Annotated in this window: 14 protein-coding genes; 5 read left to right on the top strand and 9 right to left on the bottom strand. The window is 59.0% G+C overall.

The window, feature by feature from the left end; translation table 11 throughout:
- Window positions 1-18 precede the first annotated feature (18 nt).
- The 5 genes from G7W63_RS06035 to sodC form a co-directional block, all read right to left on the bottom strand.
- On the bottom strand, window positions 19-390 hold the full coding sequence (locus G7W63_RS06035) for a YajD family HNH nuclease (protein WP_166254659.1): 372 nt from the start codon (window positions 388-390) through the stop codon (window positions 19-21).
- 84 nt (window positions 391-474) lie between these two features.
- Window positions 475-1,281, bottom strand: coding sequence for a DUF1338 domain-containing protein (locus tag G7W63_RS06030; protein WP_166254657.1), 807 nt, complete (start codon window positions 1,279-1,281; stop codon window positions 475-477).
- Window positions 1,268-2,398 carry an arginine N-succinyltransferase gene (locus tag G7W63_RS06025; RefSeq protein ID WP_166254655.1) on the bottom strand — a complete coding sequence of 377 codons (1,131 nt, stop codon included), beginning with the start codon at window positions 2,396-2,398 and terminating at the stop codon, window positions 1,268-1,270. The genes G7W63_RS06030 and G7W63_RS06025 overlap by 14 nt, the downstream gene beginning before the upstream one ends.
- Window positions 2,399-2,667: 269 nt before the next feature.
- Window positions 2,668-3,273 carry a superoxide dismutase family protein gene (locus tag G7W63_RS06020; protein ID WP_166254652.1) on the bottom strand — a complete coding sequence of 202 codons (606 nt, stop codon included), beginning with the start codon at window positions 3,271-3,273 and terminating at the stop codon, window positions 2,668-2,670.
- An 89-nt stretch (window positions 3,274-3,362) separates the two neighbouring features.
- Window positions 3,363-3,908 (bottom strand): superoxide dismutase family protein, encoded by a 546-nt coding sequence (gene sodC, locus G7W63_RS06015; protein ID WP_166254649.1) that lies wholly within the window; start codon window positions 3,906-3,908, stop codon window positions 3,363-3,365.
- A gap of 250 nt (window positions 3,909-4,158) precedes the next feature.
- Here sodC and G7W63_RS06010 point away from each other — a divergent pair, with 250 nt between their 5' ends.
- From G7W63_RS06010 to G7W63_RS05995, 4 genes are all read left to right on the top strand, one after another.
- Window positions 4,159-4,587, top strand: coding sequence for an Lrp/AsnC family transcriptional regulator (locus G7W63_RS06010; RefSeq protein WP_166254646.1), 429 nt, complete (start codon window positions 4,159-4,161; stop codon window positions 4,585-4,587).
- A 148-nt stretch (window positions 4,588-4,735) separates the two neighbouring features.
- Window positions 4,736-6,010, top strand: a complete 1,275-nt coding sequence (gene gabT, locus G7W63_RS06005; protein ID WP_166254643.1) for a 4-aminobutyrate--2-oxoglutarate transaminase — start codon at window positions 4,736-4,738, stop codon at window positions 6,008-6,010.
- 263 nt (window positions 6,011-6,273) lie between these two features.
- A complete protein-coding gene (locus tag G7W63_RS06000; protein ID WP_166254640.1) occupies window positions 6,274-7,743 on the top strand; it encodes an ATPase domain-containing protein in 1,470 nt (489 codons plus the stop codon).
- Between the two features lie 24 nt (window positions 7,744-7,767).
- Window positions 7,768-10,095, top strand: a complete 2,328-nt coding sequence (locus tag G7W63_RS05995) for a putative bifunctional diguanylate cyclase/phosphodiesterase (protein ID WP_166254637.1) — start codon at window positions 7,768-7,770, stop codon at window positions 10,093-10,095.
- Here the strand turns inward: G7W63_RS05995 and G7W63_RS05990 are convergent.
- The 4 genes from G7W63_RS05990 to G7W63_RS05975 all read right to left on the bottom strand — a co-directional run bounded on the left by G7W63_RS05990 (window position 10,089) and on the right by G7W63_RS05975 (window position 15,610).
- Window positions 10,089-11,156 (bottom strand): beta-N-acetylglucosaminidase domain-containing protein, encoded by a 1,068-nt coding sequence (locus tag G7W63_RS05990; RefSeq protein WP_166254634.1) that lies wholly within the window; start codon window positions 11,154-11,156, stop codon window positions 10,089-10,091. The genes G7W63_RS05995 and G7W63_RS05990 overlap by 7 nt on opposite strands.
- 113 nt (window positions 11,157-11,269) lie before the next feature.
- Window positions 11,270-13,501 (bottom strand): YkoF family thiamine-binding protein, encoded by a 2,232-nt coding sequence (locus G7W63_RS05985; protein ID WP_242634341.1) that lies wholly within the window; start codon window positions 13,499-13,501, stop codon window positions 11,270-11,272.
- Window positions 13,502-13,506: 5 nt separating this feature from the next.
- Window positions 13,507-14,259, bottom strand: coding sequence for a TVP38/TMEM64 family protein (locus tag G7W63_RS05980; protein ID WP_166254628.1), 753 nt, complete (start codon window positions 14,257-14,259; stop codon window positions 13,507-13,509).
- 214 nt (window positions 14,260-14,473) lie between these two features.
- The gene (locus tag G7W63_RS05975) at window positions 14,474-15,610 is read right to left on the bottom strand and encodes a ribose-phosphate diphosphokinase (protein ID WP_242634326.1); all 1,137 of its coding nucleotides are present in this window, start codon (window positions 15,608-15,610) and stop codon (window positions 14,474-14,476) included.
- A gap of 43 nt (window positions 15,611-15,653) precedes the next feature.
- Between G7W63_RS05975 and G7W63_RS05970 the strand changes: the two genes are divergently transcribed.
- The gene (locus tag G7W63_RS05970; RefSeq protein WP_166254625.1) at window positions 15,654-16,667 is read left to right on the top strand and encodes a class I fructose-bisphosphate aldolase; all 1,014 of its coding nucleotides are present in this window, start codon (window positions 15,654-15,656) and stop codon (window positions 16,665-16,667) included.
- Window positions 16,668-16,670: the final 3 nt, after the last annotated feature.

Here is a 16,670-nt window from a genome sequence, read left to right as displayed (position 1 = left end):
CTGTTATAACCCGCAGGGTTATTTTTTCTTGGCCAGCGCGTCTTTCAGGCCTGCAAAGGGATTGAAGGTAGCGGCTTCGCGCCTTGCTTCCGAGCCCCCACCGTAACGCACGAAGGCCTCGAACTTGCTGTGCTCTTCATCGTGGCAATAGATGCACAGCAGTTCCCAGTTGCTTCCATCGGGCGGATTGTAGTCGTGGTCATGGTTGACGTGGTGAACCGTCAGCTCCCGCAGGTTGCGGTGGTTGAACTCACGGGCGCATCGACCGCAGACCCAGGGATAAAGTTTGAGCGCCTTTTCCCGGTAGCCCCCTTCACGCTCGGCAATGTACTTGCGCTGTTCGTCCAGAATCCGGTCCAGTTTGCTTCGGTCTTTATTGTCGCTGGCCATGGTTCACCTGTGCTGCCTGTCGCTGTGGTTTAACCATACCACCCCCTTCAGCGGCCGGCACGGCTAATCTCGCGCTTGGCTGAGCTACATCCCGGCGTTGGTGCTCTCGAAGATCTTGTCGGCAGAGGCCGGCACAAAGCCCGAATAGAGTTTGCCGTCCGGTTGCCGATAGCGCAGGGCAAACTCATAGAAACAGCTGGGTATGGCTGCGATTTTATCCTTGAACCGGACATCAACCCGGTCGGCCATGGTCGAGGACTGCTCCAGCAGGTCGTCCGGCGATCCCTTGACCTCACCGCCCGAACTATTCACTGCAAAGCCCTCGTCTTTCAGCACCTGGTTGATTTCTTCGATGCTGCTGAACCGTTCGAGCTCGTTGACGCTCACGGTGAAGTGGTTGGCCCGGAAGCCCCAGGCTGCAACCCAGGCAGCGTATTCGCTTTCCGCAAGCAACTCCTTGTAGGTGGCATAATTGATCTGCCAATGGGGGCCTGAATACAGAAAATCATCCGCCTGCACTGCCTCCGGGTCCATCTGCTCGACCAGGCCATGGACGATGGCTTTCAATTCAGGCGAACACTTTTCTACCAGAAGCTCTGAAATGAAAACCTTGGGCGCTGCAGGGTCCTCGTGTTCGAAGTGTTTGGCATAGAGCTTCTTGCCTTCAAAATGATACTCACCGCCTTCGAAGTAGCCCAGAGCCAGAAAGTGGGCTGCCAGCTTGTCCAAACTGGTCTTGTCGATGTCGAAGGTGCGCAGGGCAATGTGGTCATTCACGATGGTTCCGCCCTGGGTGTCTGCCAGTAGCCGGTGTATCTTCTCGGCCGAGGGCGTTACTGCCTTGTAGTCATTCCACAGATTGCGAAACAGCTCGTCTCTATCGGTATGCATAGCGGGCCTCCTCCTGGTAGCAGTGGGGTACGGCAGTTCTGGGCAGGGCGGTCGCCGGTTCTGCCGAAAGATTCAGAAACCGTGCACTGCCACCATTACGTAACGCCAGAGACTGTGCAAGTGCCGAAGGAATCTGAAGCAGGTTTTCATGGGCAAGATAGCTGGCCTGCTGGGTAACAGAGGCACGGAAATCCTCGACGCTGCTATTGGCGACAGCCAGAAAAGGGCTCTCGGAGCCGGTGGCCCCGTGGTCGGCCCTGGGCGTCGGAGAATCGGTAATCTGGATTTCGCAGGCAACCGACTTGGCAACACTGCTGATCTCGGTGAGCCTTGCTTCCACAGTCGGGCCTGCATCGAAAGGATCTACGTACCCATGGTGGCCGAAACCTTCCTGTTCAAGCAGCCGCAGGGCTGGCGCGGTCTGATCATGCACCTTGCCGATGACCTGGCGCGCTTGCGGACTTAACAGGTTAACGTAGAGCGGGTAAGGAGGCATGAGCTCCTTGATGAAATCGCTGTCACCAGCGCCAACCATGGCGGTGACGGTGGCAAAATCCATGTCGACAAAATGCTCACGGAGCCACTCCCAGAATGGCGCGCGGCCTTCCGGGCAGGAAACTCCGCGCATCTCTGCGATTACGGTTTCCGCAAAACGCTGCTGATGTTGTGCCATAAAGAGGAATCTCACCCGCGAGAGCAGCTTGCCGGCCCAGGGCCGCCGAAACCGGGGGCGTAGAAACAGGGTGCAGATCTCAGAACAGCCGGTGTAATGGCTACACAGGCTCAGCACCTGCGATTCCCGGGCCAGGCCAAGCCTGGCCGAGCGCTGTGTGAGCTGGCTCTGTCGGAAATGGTAAAGCGGACGTTTGATGCCGACGGCAGCTTCGATACCGGTCACTCCCATTATTTCCCCGGTGTCCGGCGATTCAAGCACAAACAGATAGCCTTCATCGCCGGGACTCGCCACCGGTCGCCGGAAACTGGCCAGGGAACGCTCTATCTTGCGCTCAAGAAACTCAGCGTCATCGACCAGAGAGGTAAAACCGGGACCGGATTCCCGTGCAATGGCTTGCAAGGCAGACAGATCCTGTTTGGCTATCGGACGTATGATCATCATGTCTTCTCCGAGACAGGCCCGTAGACCCGGAGTACGGGTATGTGGGGCTATTGTCGCGGATTCGAGTGTCAGACTGCAGGGTCATAATGATCGGAATGGTTATAAAAATAAACAAAATGACCAGAATTACTGACTAATTAGCAAATAGCTGCCGGCCCGCCATTAAAACCGGAGTTGGTTCTGGCTTGTGACCGGCTATCATTCCGACAGACACCCGATATCAGGTCTCTGCTCAGCAGTGCCCTGAGTGCGTTGATCGCGTTCTCTGACTACAGTGCTCGGATAGTGCCGCAGGCCACCCGGCGTCCGCTGCCGCCATTCTCCTCGGGGTCGTCCGAGTAGTTGTCAGGCCGGCCATGAATAACGAGGGCAGTGCCTTCCAGCGCCTCAACACTTAGCCGGGGCGCGAACACCGGATGCTCTGCAATACCCTCTTCGTTGACGTACAGGTTGGGAAGATCGCCGAGATGGCCATTGCCGTATGGGCCTTCGTGGCTTCCTATCCAGCCCGGGTCCAGGTGCCCTCCAGCCTCGCCAGCGGGAACCGGCTGGGCAGTGGCGCCAGGCTCGGTTTCCTTCCGGGAGGTTCGGCAGTTGGCGTTTTCATGCACGTGGAAGCCGTGAAGGCCCGGCCGGAGTAGCTCGAGCTGCGGCACGAAAAGAAGGCCCCCGAGGGTCACGGAAATCTCTATAACGCCTATGGTTTCGCCTTTTCCAGCCGGAGAAACGGATTTCATTTCTACCGAGAGGGCGCCTTTTGCCGGGGCGGTTTCCTCTTCCGGATCTTCCTGGGCCAGCGTTGGGGTGGCGAGGACGAGCGACATCCATAGGGCCGGACATAGTGCTGGTATGGCAAATTGTCTGAGTGTGGACATGGCTACATTCTCCCTGTCGGGTCAAGCCTGTCTCAGGTGGACGCAGGCGCCCACCTGAGACTGTTTACGACTGTTGAAAAGAGTCTGCTTTACTGGGACTCTATGACACCACAGGCAACCCGGGCTCCGCCGCCGCCCAAGGGTTTGGGGTCGTCGGAGTAGTTGTCGCCGCCCTCGTGAATGACCAGGGCATGGCCTTCGAGATCACTGAACTCAAGGCGGGGAGCCAGTTCGGGAATGGTCGCTTCACCGTCTTCATTGACGTACAAAGCGGGCAGGTCGCCCTTGTGGCCTTCTTCAAATGGCCCTTTGTGAGAACCGGTGTTGTCAGGGTCAAAATGGCCACCGGCAGCAGCGCCTGCGACCGTCTCGCCATCTTTCTCCGCAGGTCCGCAATCAGGGTTTGCGTGCAAGTGGAAACCGTGGAGTCCCGGGCTCAGGCCTTCGAGATCAGGCCGTATGAGGACACCGTACTCGTGGTCTCGCAGGGTGACGGTACCAATGGATTCGCCGACCCCTTCCGTACTGATTTTGTGAATTTCGATCTCGTAGTCATCGGCGACAAGATCAAGGTCGGCCATTGCTATTGCGGGCACCACTGCGAGTGCCAGCATGGTGGTTGCTAGACGATTCATAAACTCCCTCCTTGGTGTTATGTCATGCGTTAACTACTGTACACCGATATTTAGCACATAGTTGCAGGGCTAGACAATGCGTTGTCCAGTGCCTGTGCGCGGGAAGGTTCCCTGGCCACTCCTTCGGGTTCGGGCGCGATACCCGGAGCTATTACCATTTGGTCATGCCCCTGCTGCTGCAGGACTAAGCGCCAGCGCAGGGTCTATATGCTAGATTGGCGACTGTCCGAACCCGAATGTTGAGTGGCCCATGATCAGCGAGCAGGACCAGCGTCTTTTACTTCTTTTACGACAGAATGCCAGGGAGAGCGTTTCAGACCTTGCCAGAGCCCTGAGCCTGTCCAGGTCAACTGTGCAGCACCGGATCGCCCGGCTTGAAGCCAGTGGGGTCATCCGGGGTTACACCCTGGAGCTGGGCGGTGATTACTCACAGAATCAGGTCGAGGCCCACGTGTCCATCAAGGTCCGACAGAAGCTGACGGCGCGGACAAATCTTGCCCTGGAGCAGATCAGTCAGGTAGCTCAACTCTATTCCGTTAGCGGGGAATACGATCTGGTGGCTATCGTTCAGGCGCAATCGCTGGAAGCGCTCAGTGCCACCCTGGACACGATCGGTAACCTGGAAGGGGTCGAGCGAACCAATTCAGCGGTCGTGCTGGAGACCAAGTTCAGACGCTAGAAGCTAATCCAGCCCCCTCTGCCGGACCCGCAAAAGTCACAAGGGACTGGCGCCATTGACGGAAGCAGGCCGCATCGATTGGAAAATCCGCCTCTGAAGCGCCATACTGATGCTCATATTTTTGACGCCGAAATCAATGGAGGACAGGATGAGCAACAAAGAGTTGCAGGCACTGAAAGAGCGTTATGTTGCCCGTGGCGCCGCCAGCCCCAACGAGCAGTTCGCCGACCACGCCAAGAATGCTGAGCTCTGGGACGCCGACGGCAAGCGCATGATCGATTTTGCCGGCGGTATCGGGGTGCTGAACCTGGGTCACCGGCACCCGAAGGTGGTGGAGGCGGTCAAGGCGCAGCTGGACAAGGTCATGCATACCTGCCAGACGGTGATGCCCTATGAGGGCTATGTCAAAGTGGCCGAAAAGCTCAGTCACCTGACGCCGGTCCGTGGCCATGCCAAGGTCATGCTGGCGAATTCCGGAGCAGAAGCGCTGGAGAACGCGCTTAAGATTGCCCGGGCGGCAACGGGCAAGACCAACGTTATCTGTTTCGACGGCGGTTACCATGGCCGTACCTTCATGACCATGGCCATGAACGGCAAGGTCAACCCCTACCAGACCGATTTCGGACCCATGCCAGGCACCGTATTCCGGGCGCCTTACCCGGTTCCCTACCATGGCGTAAGCGAAGAGGAAGCACTGCGTGGGCTCCGGATGGTGCTGAAAACCGATGCCAACCCGAAAGACACCGCCGCCATCGTCATCGAGCCTGTTCTGGGTGAGGGTGGGTTCTACGCTGCGCCTCACAGCTTCCTCAAGGCGATCCGTGATATCTGTGATGAGCACGGCATGCTGATGATCGTGGATGAAGTCCAGAGCGGGTTCGGCCGCACCGGTAAGATGTTCGCCATCGAGCACAGCGGTGTCGAGCCCGACATGATGACCATGGCCAAGAGCATGGCAGATGGCATGCCCATCTCGGCCATTGTGGGCACCGACAAGTACATGGACGCCTCCGGGCCCAACTCCCTTGGCGGCACCTATACCGGTAGTCCGGTTTCCTGTGCTGCGGCGCTTGCGGTTATGGAAGTCTTCGAGCAGGAGGACATCCTGGGTATGAGCCAACGTCTGGGCGAAAAGCTGAAAAAGCGCTTTGCCCAGTGGCAGGAAAAGTTCGAGCACGTGGACAACGTTCGCAACTTGGGACCCATGGCTGCCTTTGAGCTTGTGGAAGACAAAGCCAGCCGGACGCCCCGGGCTGATCTGGCCGCCGCAGTAACCGCGAAGGCCAAGGAAAAGGGCCTGATACTGCTGAGTTGCGGCATGTATGGCAACTCCATTCGCTTTCTGATGCCGGTCACCATTGAAGACGACATATTGGAAGAAGGCCTGAAAATAGTCGAAGAGGCGTTAACTGAAGTAAGCTGATTTTGATTGATGTCAAGGAAACCCGCACCACCGTGGTTGCGGGTTTTTTTATTCTTGTAGCTTACCCCCCGCCATGACACGCTGATAGTGCAGATGCCTGTTTATAAAAGCGAGTCATCCAAGACGCCGTCCGCACGATTAAGCATCTGCTTGCCAGCATTCAGGTTGCCCTGTATTCCTGTGGCCATGAGCCGCTCCCTGTTCTGCACTGACGCCAGAGCGGCTTTATCAGTCTACCAAGCGCTGACATTGTGGAGTTTCACGTGGTTGAACGCATTTCAGCCGGCATCGCCGGTCTAGACAGCATTCTGGGTGGTGGCTTCTTCAAGGAGCGAGCCTATATGGTCAGCGGCGGGCCGGGATGCGGCAAAACTACCCTCTGTCTGCAGTTTCTCGCTCAATGCTCCGATGAGCCAACGCTTTACATTACCTTCGATAAAAGCATGGAAAAGATCCGGTGGATGGCCGAATCTCTCGGGCTGATGCCCGAGAAGCTGGTGTTCGAGGATCTATCTCCCGGAGATATTGAGCAGGAGGCCCAGGATGCTTTCGATGTGATCCCGAGCTCTGACCTGGGCCTGGCCCCCATACTCCGCAAGATCTGTGACGCCCTGGACCGCCACCGGCCAGCCCGCGTGGTCATTGAGCCACTGTCGTCCCTGGCGGCGCTTTCACCGGATGCCTATCAGTTCCGTCGCCAAAGTCAGGCCCTGTTCAACTTTATTGCCTCCCGCGGGGCGACCCTGCTGTTTTCAAGCGAGGCTACTGATGGCGAACACAGTACGCAGGGTGGCTCAGAACTGAACTTTATCGCAGACGGCATCGTTACCCTGGCCCGAATGGGGCAGGGCCGCAGCATCCGGGTCAGTAAACACAGAGGGTCAACCTTTTCGGCGGGCAACCATTTCATGAAGCTCACCTCGTCAGGCATGAGGGTCTACCCGAGAATGGTGCCTTCTGATCACAGCCAGGCAGTGACATCGCGGCAGATCACCACGGACATCCCTGCGCTGAACGACATGCTTAATGGCGGCATGCACACGGGCAGCATGATTATAATCGCAGGACCAACGGGGGTGGGCAAAACCACCCTGGGTATGCAGTTTGTCTGTGCGGCAGCAAAACGGGGCGAGCGAGCCCTGGTTTTCTGCTTTGAAGAAAGTGAGCAGACCGTGCTGAGCCGTTGCGAACGCCTGCACCTGCCTGCTGCGCAGCTGACGGAGGCAGGGGATCTTCAGGTCCAGACCATCGAGCCCATGCGCTTCTCTCCGGATGAGCTGGCCCAGAGTATACGTCAGCAGATTGAAGAGCATGATATCCGAACCGTGATGATTGATGGCTCTTCCGGTTACAAGGTGTCGGTGGAGAATCTGGCCGTGGATGGCGAGGATGTGAACAACCGTCTGCACGCCCTTTGCCGTTATCTTGTCAGTGCGGGTGTATCGACGATACTGGTGAATGAGACACCCCATATCTCATCAGAGAACGTGTCTGCCGCTGATCCCAGCATGAATTACCTGAGCGATACCCTCATCATGCTCCGCTATATCGAAGTGAAAAGTGAACTCCGGAAAACCATTGGCGTGATCAAAAACCGGGTCGGGGATTTTGCTAAGACTCTGCATCGGTTCGATATTACCGATGAGGGTTTGCAGGTGGGTCCGCCCTTGCATGGCCTGAGCGGTATTTTGCGCGGTCAGCCCATTCAGATCGATCCCGATACGGGCTCTTAACCCAATCCAGGAGCCTGACCCCGGATGGCACGCATACTTTTATTACTGAGTCACGAAGGAAACCGGCGGGTCCTGGCAGAGGCTCTGCCGCAGCATACCCTGGTGCGCTGGCAGGAGGGTATGACGCCAGGACCAGACATTGACCTTGTGATCGTTGATTTCAATCGCCTTCGCAGCAGCCGCGCCACCTTGAGAACTCTCAGGCAGTCCCGTGACCCTGAGCTGGTGCCAGTCCTGCTGATGCTGCGGGAAAACCAGCTCGGTCATACCCGTAATGTGCTGGGTAACGAGGTGGACGATGTCGTGTTCACGCCGGTGCTGACCGCAGAGCTGCGTGCCCGGATCAATAACCTCGAACGGCTCCAGGAGCTTTCACGGCACCAGCATCAGCGGTTCTTGTTGTCCGAGACCCAGCGGGTCAGGATGGACCGGGCCTACCGGATTCTGGCAGCCTCCAATGAGGCGGCAATCCGCTCTAGCACCGAGGACGATCTTCTCGACCGGGTGCTGACCCATATTGTCGGGCCGGAAGGCTACCGCCTGGCATGGGTAGGCATGGCGCATCAGAACACGCCCGGCCAGATAGATGTCCTTGCGGTGCACGAAGCGGACAGTGCCCGGGGTAATAACCTCGATGCACTAGTGGTGAATGAGGAGCAGGTCGCAGCCAGCCCCGCCCAGAGTGCCATTGCTGAACGCCTGCCGGTAATCAGCGGCCCGGCGGAACTGGCGCGGGACGGCCAGCTGGCCGAGCGTGGGATCCGCACAGCGCTGGCCTTGCCGCTGTTCTTCGACGGCAGCACCACACTGGGCGTCATGGTCATCTACTCCACCATAAGCGAAGCCTTCCATACCGATGAAGTCGCGTTGCTGCAGAAACTCGCCGATAACGCGGCCCATGGCATTTCCTCGCTGCGCATGCGGGACAAGCTGGAAGAGCAGAGGGCCCTTGCCCAAAGACGAGCCTATCGCGATGCCCTGACGGGGCTGCCAAACCGACAGTACATCAAGGAGGAACTGGCCAAGCTTGATTCCGAGGCCGAGCGACACGAGCGTTACGCAGCCCTGCTTTTCGTGGACCTGGACGGTTTCAAGCGCATCAATGACAGTCTCGGCCACGTAGTGGGCGACCGGCTTCTCTGGCTGGTGGCAGAACGCCTGCGACAGCTTGCCCGGGAAGAAGACTTTGTGGCCAGGCTGGGCGGCGATGAATTTGTCTTTCTTATCCACGGCGAGACAATCGAGGCCGGCACGGGTAGCCGCCTTGCCGGGCCCATGGAGGAGCTGGCCCGTGCGGCCAGCCAGCTGGCGGAACGGGTGGTGGAGTGCATGCGGGAGCCTTTCCTGGATGGATCCCATGAACACCGTCTTGGCGCCAGTGTTGGCATTGCACTGTTTCCTGCCGATACAACCGCCGCGACCAAGCTCATCAACTGGGCCGACATGGCCATGTACGAGGCCAAGTCCAGAGGCGGGGACCAGTTCCAGTTTTACTCCGCCATGCTGACCACTATACAACGGGAGCGACTTGCCCTTGAGAATGAGCTTCATGAAGCGGTGGACAGAAAAGAGCTCATTACCTTCTACCAGCCTATTCTCAACCTGCAGACCGGAGAGGTCGAAGCAGTTGAGGCCCTGATGAGGTGGCCCCGAATGGACGGCTCCCTGCGCACACCGGAGCAGTTTCTCAAAGTGCTTGAGGAAACCGGCCTGATCGCCCGTGCCGGCGAACTGGTGTTCCGGGAAGCCTGCCGGGCACTCATGGAATGCCGAACCGTACAGCCAGACCTGCGTCTGGCACTGAACCTCTCCATCAACCAGTTGTGGCAGCCCCATATTCTCGAACAGATTCAGGACATCACCAGGGCTGAGGGCATGCCTGCAGATGCGCTGGTGATCGAGATTACCGAAGATTCAATGCTCAGGGACGCCTGCAAGATGGAGAGTATGCTGGCGCGGCTCTGTGCCAGCGGTTATGACGTGGCCATTGATGACTTCGGTACCGGTTACTCGTCCCTCAGCCGACTCCGGGACATGCCGGTGGCCATGCTCAAACTGGACAAGTCATTTCTGAAAAATGTTGAGGGGCAGGGCACCAGTAACGAACTGGTGCGAACCATCGGCCAGATGGCGGAGGCGCTCAATATGCGCCTGGTCGCCGAAGGAATCGAAACCGAAGCCCAATGGCGTGTGGTAAGGGACTACAACTACAGTTTCGGGCAGGGTTTTTTCTTCGCCAAGCCCATGCCCGTGGCAGAGCTAAAGACCTTCCTGGCGGACCAGAAGGCGATGGGCTATCCCTGGGGCGCCCGCTATTCGAAGCCCTGCCGGCCAGTCGTGGGCAATTACTGAGTCAGAACCATCTCATCGGTAACCTGATAGGCGCCGTCGAGCCAGGCGACGATTTCCCGGGCGCCCTGGTGGTCAAAGCCGCAGTAGCGCTTACGCAAGGCGGCGATACGACCCTCACTCAGTCTGGCCAGACCGGCATCCTCCAGGCTTAGCAGGTCGTCACAGACCAGTTGTCCCAGCTCGTTTCCCAGCACTGCGGAAGCGGCACGCCTTGTTGCATCGATGTAACAGTAGTCGTCTCCCAGGCGGTAACTGTCTGCCAGGGTCAGTGCCGGAATGCAGGCCAGGGTCGGTTGCAGTGACGGGTTTATGGCGTGACCGCTGACAAGTTCACGGAGGCCTGATGGGCGTCCGGTGAAGCCTCTCAGGTGCAGGTGCCGGGACATTCGGTCGCCGTCGTTGACAGGGTAGTTGTCCCATAGCAACACCGGTCGGCCCAGCCGTTCATTGATCTGGCGGACGTGACCCGGTGAGATCGCTTTGGAGCAGACTTCTTCTCCGGTCCAGAAAATTTCCACAGAATCCTCCAGGAGTCTGCCCAAATTTTCCAGATAGTCTATAGGACGCTGGGCAAACACACGGTCAAGGACCGGGTCATCAGTGTAGTAAGTGGGGCACACGGCTATCTGCTGGAAAGGTGTCTGGTTCAGCACCCAATCCACCACCTCCGCTTGGCGCAAGGCCAGGTCGGGCAGGTCCCCCGGCATGTCGTCAAATAGCAGGGCCAGACGCTCTACGCCCATTGCCGCCAGTCCCGCGAGCTTGGCTTGCAGCAGGGCTTTGGCACTGGCGTCAAAGCTGCGATAGATCTCATAGGGACTCAGTCCGACGCCGAACGCAAGGCCGGCGGATTCGCAAGAACCGGCAAAATCAGTGAGCTGCCGGGCCTCTTCCGGGGGATGGGGTTTCTGCCACTGGCGTCGAAGGAAGGGATCGCCCTTGGGGGCGTACCAGTAGAAACCGTAGCCATGGGGTGCAAGAGTGGAAACCACATCGGTGCGCTCCTGCCAGGACCAGGCGGGCCCGTAAAAGCCTTCGATAATACCAAGGGGTGGTTTCATGGTGCATCCTGTCTGGCTGAATCGGTTTCGTAGCTGTTTACTTTAACTCGTACCTGTTTACTTTAAATGGTGTTCTGATCCTCTGTCGGGCATGAGGCGTCTCCTACCCGGCGTCAGACCGGCTCCAGTTTAACAGAGCTGGCGTCCGACGTCGGACTCAACGACTTGAATCCCGGGAGTGAAACCTCGATAGGGGGCCGGTCATTATGCCAGTTGGCTTCCCACTCGACCCGTGGGCCACCGTCCTGCTGGGGCAGAATACGAATGGTGACGGTGCCGAAGCTGGTGGGTGCCGGGCCAAAACTGACAGGCTCGCTCTGCTCAAGCCAGCGCTGTGGCACACCACCGCACAGGATAAGACGCTCGCCCTCCTCACGGACAAAACAGTTGCGGATCATCAAGACCCACTCTGCCGAAGCCCAGACGTGGTGGCCATCCCCCATGCAGCCGCCCTTGGTCGTGGGATGGATGGCTTCGGGCCACTGGCCGGTAGGCGATGCCAGGTCGGCGACTGCATCCATCAGGTCCAGGTAGCGGGGGTCGCCGGCCCGGAGCAAAACTTGGGCAATGTGCAGGGTCAGGTAGGCATTCAGTCCGGAGTGAATCATGTCCTGGTAGAAGGCGCCTGCAACCAGACAGCGGTCCATCAGAAAATCCGCCAGGTCCAGCAATCTCGGGTCGTCCGGGGCACAGAGCTGAACCGGATAGCCAAACGCCAGCGACCCGATGGCCCCGGCGTCCAGGCGGCGGTAGGGGGAGGCCGGCATGGCGGGGCGCTTCAGCCGGTGCTGGCACTGGGCCAGGCTACGGCTAACCGCTTTGGAAAAATCCCGGGCTCCTTGGGCGAACTTGCCGCTGTGTTCAGGGCTGTCATCTGCCAGCATGGCGGACGCCGCCTCAAGGCCGGCTATGCCCCAGAAATCGTCCCAGTAATAATAGTCATTTGGCCCCAGGTGCTCGGCGCTGAAACCTGCGGGCAACAGACCGGCATGGGGCGCGTCAAGGGTATCCTTGAGACGTTTCTTCATGATCCAGCGGGCGCCCCGTTTGATGGGTCCCTGCCAGTTGGCGCCCGGGCGGGTGCCGGTCAGGTCAAAGTACCGCTTGAGCACCCACAGAACTTCGCCGTTGGCATCCCATTCGCCTTCCTGGGAGCGGAAATAGCCCATGGTCGTCTGGCGCTCGGGGAACCGTGCCAGCGCCCGTTCGGCGCGTGCCGTCAGCCCAATGCTGAGCAGGGCGTTGATAATGAACGCGGCATCCCGGAACCAGAAGCGCTTATAGGTAAACGGCCCGGGGTAGACATCGTCCGGAGAGTGCAGGATGAGCGAGGCCACAGCCGCTTCATAAAGAAACTGGTAGTGGGGGTCAGGGCACTGGAGACGAGCATGACCCTCGCGTTCGGTTTGCCATGCGTCCTTGCCTGGCAGGCGGGCCTGGGTTTCGGATAGGGCAATGCTGGCGGTGATCTCCCGGGGCTTGCCCGCCTCCACCTTGAAAAGCGCGGCGGCGGTGACCATGCCTACGTCACAGGTGCCCTCGCTCTGATCATCCCGGTCGGTCAGGTGAATATGCACATCGCCGTTGCGGTAGTCGGAGACGTGGTGACTGTCGGCTGCATCCCCAAAGGCGACCTTGTGTTTTTCGTCCACTAGCCAGCCGTCACGCCTGTCGCTGAGGCTGACCTTGTGGATGAAGCTCACCCCTTCCGGATTGCTTGGGCGCAACGCGAGTATCAGGGAACCTGCGGTCTTGCATCGGGCCCGAAGGCGGAGCTTGCATACCGGGATGCCGTTTTCCAGCTCAACCCAGCTGCGGCTGGTCAGTTCCAGATCATCCATGGACGATTCTGTGGTAACGCTGACGCCCTCATCCAGATCCTGGCGCTGTTGACTGATGTCGGCGCGGGAGGGGAGCAGGCAGCGGCCATCCTCTGCCATAAGCCAACCGTCCAGGGACCAGCTGTCATACAGGGGTGTCAGTAGGCCGCGGGGGTCAACAATCGGCAGTTCGTCGCAGTCCGGATGACCGATAGCGGTCCAGTTGCGCTGGCTGAGATTGATGTGGGTGATGGAAAAGGCGCGGGGTATGAACGCAGGGTCCAGGGGATTGAACTGGCGTTCGATCCAGTGGGGCCAGACCCAATCCAGGTTGTGCTGGATCACCCGGCTGTTGATAAGACCCCGGGCGTGAAAGACAACGCCGGCTCTGAGCAGTTCGATGGGTTCGCCCACTTCGGAGGGCTGGGCGAAGCCGTGCAGTTTTGCCAGCAGGGCGATCGGATCCAGAAACCCGTGCTGGTGAGCAACCTTCTTGACGGCGTAGCGCCAGGGCAACCATTTCATCCAGCTCACTGAGGTGCCTCCACGATATTTTCATTGCCGGTGTATTTCGCCAGAGCACGACGGGCAAGAACATTGAGAAAAATGACGGCGATGACTGTGCCGATAAACCCGGCTGCATAGATCCCCCATTCAAGGGGTGTCCTTCCGGTTTCCCGCACACCGAGTACCGTGAGGTCGGCGGCAAGGGAGCCGAGATACACGTTATGCAGGGAAAAAGGGATATAACCCAGCAGCGAGCCGAAGAAAAAACCCTTGAACGAGAAGTCGGTCAGGCCGAAAAAATAGTTGGACAGTTTGCTGGGGAAGAACGGGATCAGGCGCGTGAGCAGTACGATCTTGCCACCGTGGGGGGTCAGCTCGTCGCTCATCAGTTTCAAGCGGGCGCGGGCCAGTACAAAGTTGCGGGCTTTTTCCCCGAACAGATACCGGGCAATAAGAAAGGCAATGGATGACCCGAGCACAGTCCCGCTCACCACATAAACCGTGCCCTCAAGCACGCCGAAAACAAAACCCGCGCCGGTGGTAAACAGCACGCCCGGCAGCAGAAGCACCATCACTGCGGCCATGATCAGAATGAACCATAGCGCGGCCCAGGCGCCCTGGGCTTCAAACCAGCGCAACATGGTCACCACATGCTCATGGATGCCGAAGGCATAGAGAATAGCGAGGATAATACCGACAAACACCACGCTGGTGAGAATGCCCAAAACAGGGGATTTTTTCCAACCAGCACGTCTATCGAGCTCAGCCTGCTTCATCGGGTTTGGCGTCTCCGCTTTGACTCAAAAGAAACAAAATCTGAATCCGGTTGGCCGGTTTCAGCAAGAGCCTCTGTCCAGCCTAGTCCAGAGCGGACGGCGAAAACAAGGTCGCCCAACCATACACAACCGCAGACGGCTGGGCGTGAGCGACCGCCAGTGCCGGTGCCTTTATTCCATCGCTCCGCTCCAGCGACATCCATCCCATCGTCTTTCACTGGCCTCCGGCGGCATTCGTCCAGAACGGGTGCCGGCCAATAGCACCGGCAAACAGACTGGCTACCGAAACCACCTTGACCCGGCTGCCAGTAGGCGGCGTCTGCATGGGCTTTACGCTGTCGCTGACCAGAAGCAGGTCCAGTTCTGGGGCGCTGTAGAGTCTCTCCGAACCCGGGCCGAACAGGCCATGGGTAACCACCCCGTAGACCTTCGTAGCTCCCTTCGCCTTACACGACTGGGCGGCCCGCAGCAGGGTTGTGCCGCCCGCCACCATGTCATCCACGATAATGGCGACCCGGCCTTCGAGGTCGCCTATGACCGCATCGCCGCTCACAACGCCCTCACTTCGGTGCTTTTCCAAAAAGGCGGTGGGAGGCTGGCTGCCGGTCTCGGCAGCCCAGGCGTCGCGGAACCGGTCAACCCGTTTGGTACCACCGGAATCCGGCGACACGATAACCACAGGGGCGGAATCAACAAGAGTGGTCAGTTCGGACACAAACAGACCGTGGGCCTCCAGATGCTCGGTCCGGCAGCGGAAGGCGTTGTCAAAGGCAGCCTGGTTGTGGGCCTCAAGGGCAACAACACGGTCGGCGCCCATGGCCTCAAGCAGTTGCGCCACGTAGCGCGTGGTCACCGGATCATTGGGTTTGCTGCGTCTGTCCTTGCGACCGTAAGCCAGATACGGCATGAGAACCGTAACGCTTGATGCGCCGGCGTCCCGGAGGGTTGCGACAAAAAACAGCAGACGGCAGAGCTTGTCGTGGACGCTGAACTGGTCGTCCCCGAACAGCGAGTGAAGAATGTAAGTGTCGCGGTTGCGCACTGGCAGTACAGGCCGGGTCTTGTGCTCGCCATCCTCGAAGTGCCGATCTTCCTGGGAGGCCAGTTCCAGTCCCAGCAGACTCGCTACCCGCGCGCCAAAGTCCCTGCTGGCCTCCAGCGCAAACAGAACCGGCTTGCTGTCCCTCTCCTTCACGACCACCTCCTGGTATTGATCAATGACTGCCCCTGGCTCGCTGTCGGGCACTGTCTGCCTAATGTAGGCGCTTTGGGGAATGTTTACACGCTCCCGCTTCAGGACACAACGGGACCGGTGACACATCTTGCTCCCGGACGCCAAATCAGCAACCATGGTGCATTCAACAAACTATCAGCAAACTAGGGAGGGTAGGCCGATGTCGGTTCATGCGGAACTTCAGAACACCGTGGAAGAGATGATTGACGACGAGCGGGGCATTCTGGCGGCGGACGAGAGCACCGGCACCATGACCAAGCGTCTTAAGGCAGTCGGGGTTGAATCCACGGAAGAGAATCGGCGTTGGTACCGCTCCATGCTGTTGTCCACGCCCGAGGTAGGCAAGTACATTTGTGGCATGATTTTTTACGAAGAGACCATGAGCCAGCAGGACGGCAACGGCAAGCCATTACCAGAGCTGGCGTCCGCTAACGGCATTATTCCCGGCATCAAGGTAGACAAGGGCAAGGGCCCCCTGGCAGGAGCGCCGGGCGACATGATCACCTTTGGCCTGGACGGGCTGGAGGATCGGCTGCTCCGGCACAAGAAGCAGGGTGCTCGTTTTGCCAAATGGCGCGAGGTCTACCCGATTACCGATCATAACCCCACGGCGCTCGGTCTCACGGCCAATGCCGAAATGCTGGCACGGTACGCAGCCGTCTGTCAGGCCGTCGGTATACTCCCGATTGTGGAGCCGGAAGTACTGATTGACGGCAACCACAGTATCGAGCGGGCAGCTGAAGTGAATGAGCAGGTCTGGCATTCTGTATTCCATGCCCTGCACCAGCACGGGGTGGTGCTCGAGCACATGATCCTCAAACCCAGCATGATTACCCCGGGTAAGGAAGCCGGCAAGGCCTCGCCGGAAGAAGTCGCTGAAACCACCCTGCGCATTTTGCGTCGCACGGTTCCGGCGGCGGTACCCAGCATCAATTTCCTGTCCGGCGGGCAGAGTCCGGAAGAGGCGACTGCCAACCTGAACGCGCTAAACCGTCTGCGGGACAAAGCACCCTGGCACCTGAGCATGTCCTACGGCCGGGCACTTCAGGAGCCCGCCATGGCAGCCTGGGGCGGCGATAACAGCAACCGTGATCAGGCCCAGGCAGCGTTTCTGAAACGGGCCAAGCTTAACAGCATGGCGCGGCGCGGCGAGTACAGCGCCGATCAAGAATAGAAG

Source organism: Marinobacter salicampi (genome assembly GCF_011074795.1).
GTDB classification, from domain to species: Bacteria; Pseudomonadota; Gammaproteobacteria; order Pseudomonadales; family Oleiphilaceae; genus Marinobacter; species Marinobacter salicampi.
Note: the sequence above shows the minus strand (reverse complement) of the source record. Positions and strands in the feature narration are given on the sequence as shown.

Bases quoted from the DNA above. Each gene is read 5' to 3' on its own strand.
- G7W63_RS05970 (WP_166254625.1), top strand. From the start codon at position 15,654: ATGTCGGTTCATGCGGAACTTCAGAACACCGTGGAAGAGATGATTGAC.
- gabT (WP_166254643.1), top strand. From the start codon at position 4,736: ATGAGCAACAAAGAGTTGCAGGCACTGAAAGAGCGTTATGTTGCCCGT.
- G7W63_RS05985 (WP_242634341.1), bottom strand. From the start codon at position 13,501: ATGAAATGGTTGCCCTGGCGCTACGCCGTCAAGAAGGTTGCTCACCAG.
- sodC (WP_166254649.1), bottom strand. From the start codon at position 3,908: ATGAATCGTCTAGCAACCACCATGCTGGCACTCGCAGTGGTGCCCGCA.
- G7W63_RS05995 (WP_166254637.1), top strand. From the start codon at position 7,768: ATGGCACGCATACTTTTATTACTGAGTCACGAAGGAAACCGGCGGGTC.
- G7W63_RS05990 (WP_166254634.1), bottom strand. From the start codon at position 11,156: ATGAAACCACCCCTTGGTATTATCGAAGGCTTTTACGGGCCCGCCTGG.
- G7W63_RS06030 (WP_166254657.1), bottom strand. From the start codon at position 1,281: ATGCATACCGATAGAGACGAGCTGTTTCGCAATCTGTGGAATGACTAC.
- G7W63_RS05980 (WP_166254628.1), bottom strand. From the start codon at position 14,259: ATGAAGCAGGCTGAGCTCGATAGACGTGCTGGTTGGAAAAAATCCCCT.
- G7W63_RS06020 (WP_166254652.1), bottom strand. From the start codon at position 3,273: ATGTCCACACTCAGACAATTTGCCATACCAGCACTATGTCCGGCCCTA.
- G7W63_RS06025 (WP_166254655.1), bottom strand. From the start codon at position 2,398: ATGATGATCATACGTCCGATAGCCAAACAGGATCTGTCTGCCTTGCAA.
- G7W63_RS06010 (WP_166254646.1), top strand. From the start codon at position 4,159: ATGATCAGCGAGCAGGACCAGCGTCTTTTACTTCTTTTACGACAGAAT.
- G7W63_RS06035 (WP_166254659.1), bottom strand. From the start codon at position 390: ATGGCCAGCGACAATAAAGACCGAAGCAAACTGGACCGGATTCTGGAC.
- G7W63_RS05975 (WP_242634326.1), bottom strand. From the start codon at position 15,610: ATGGTTGCTGATTTGGCGTCCGGGAGCAAGATGTGTCACCGGTCCCGT.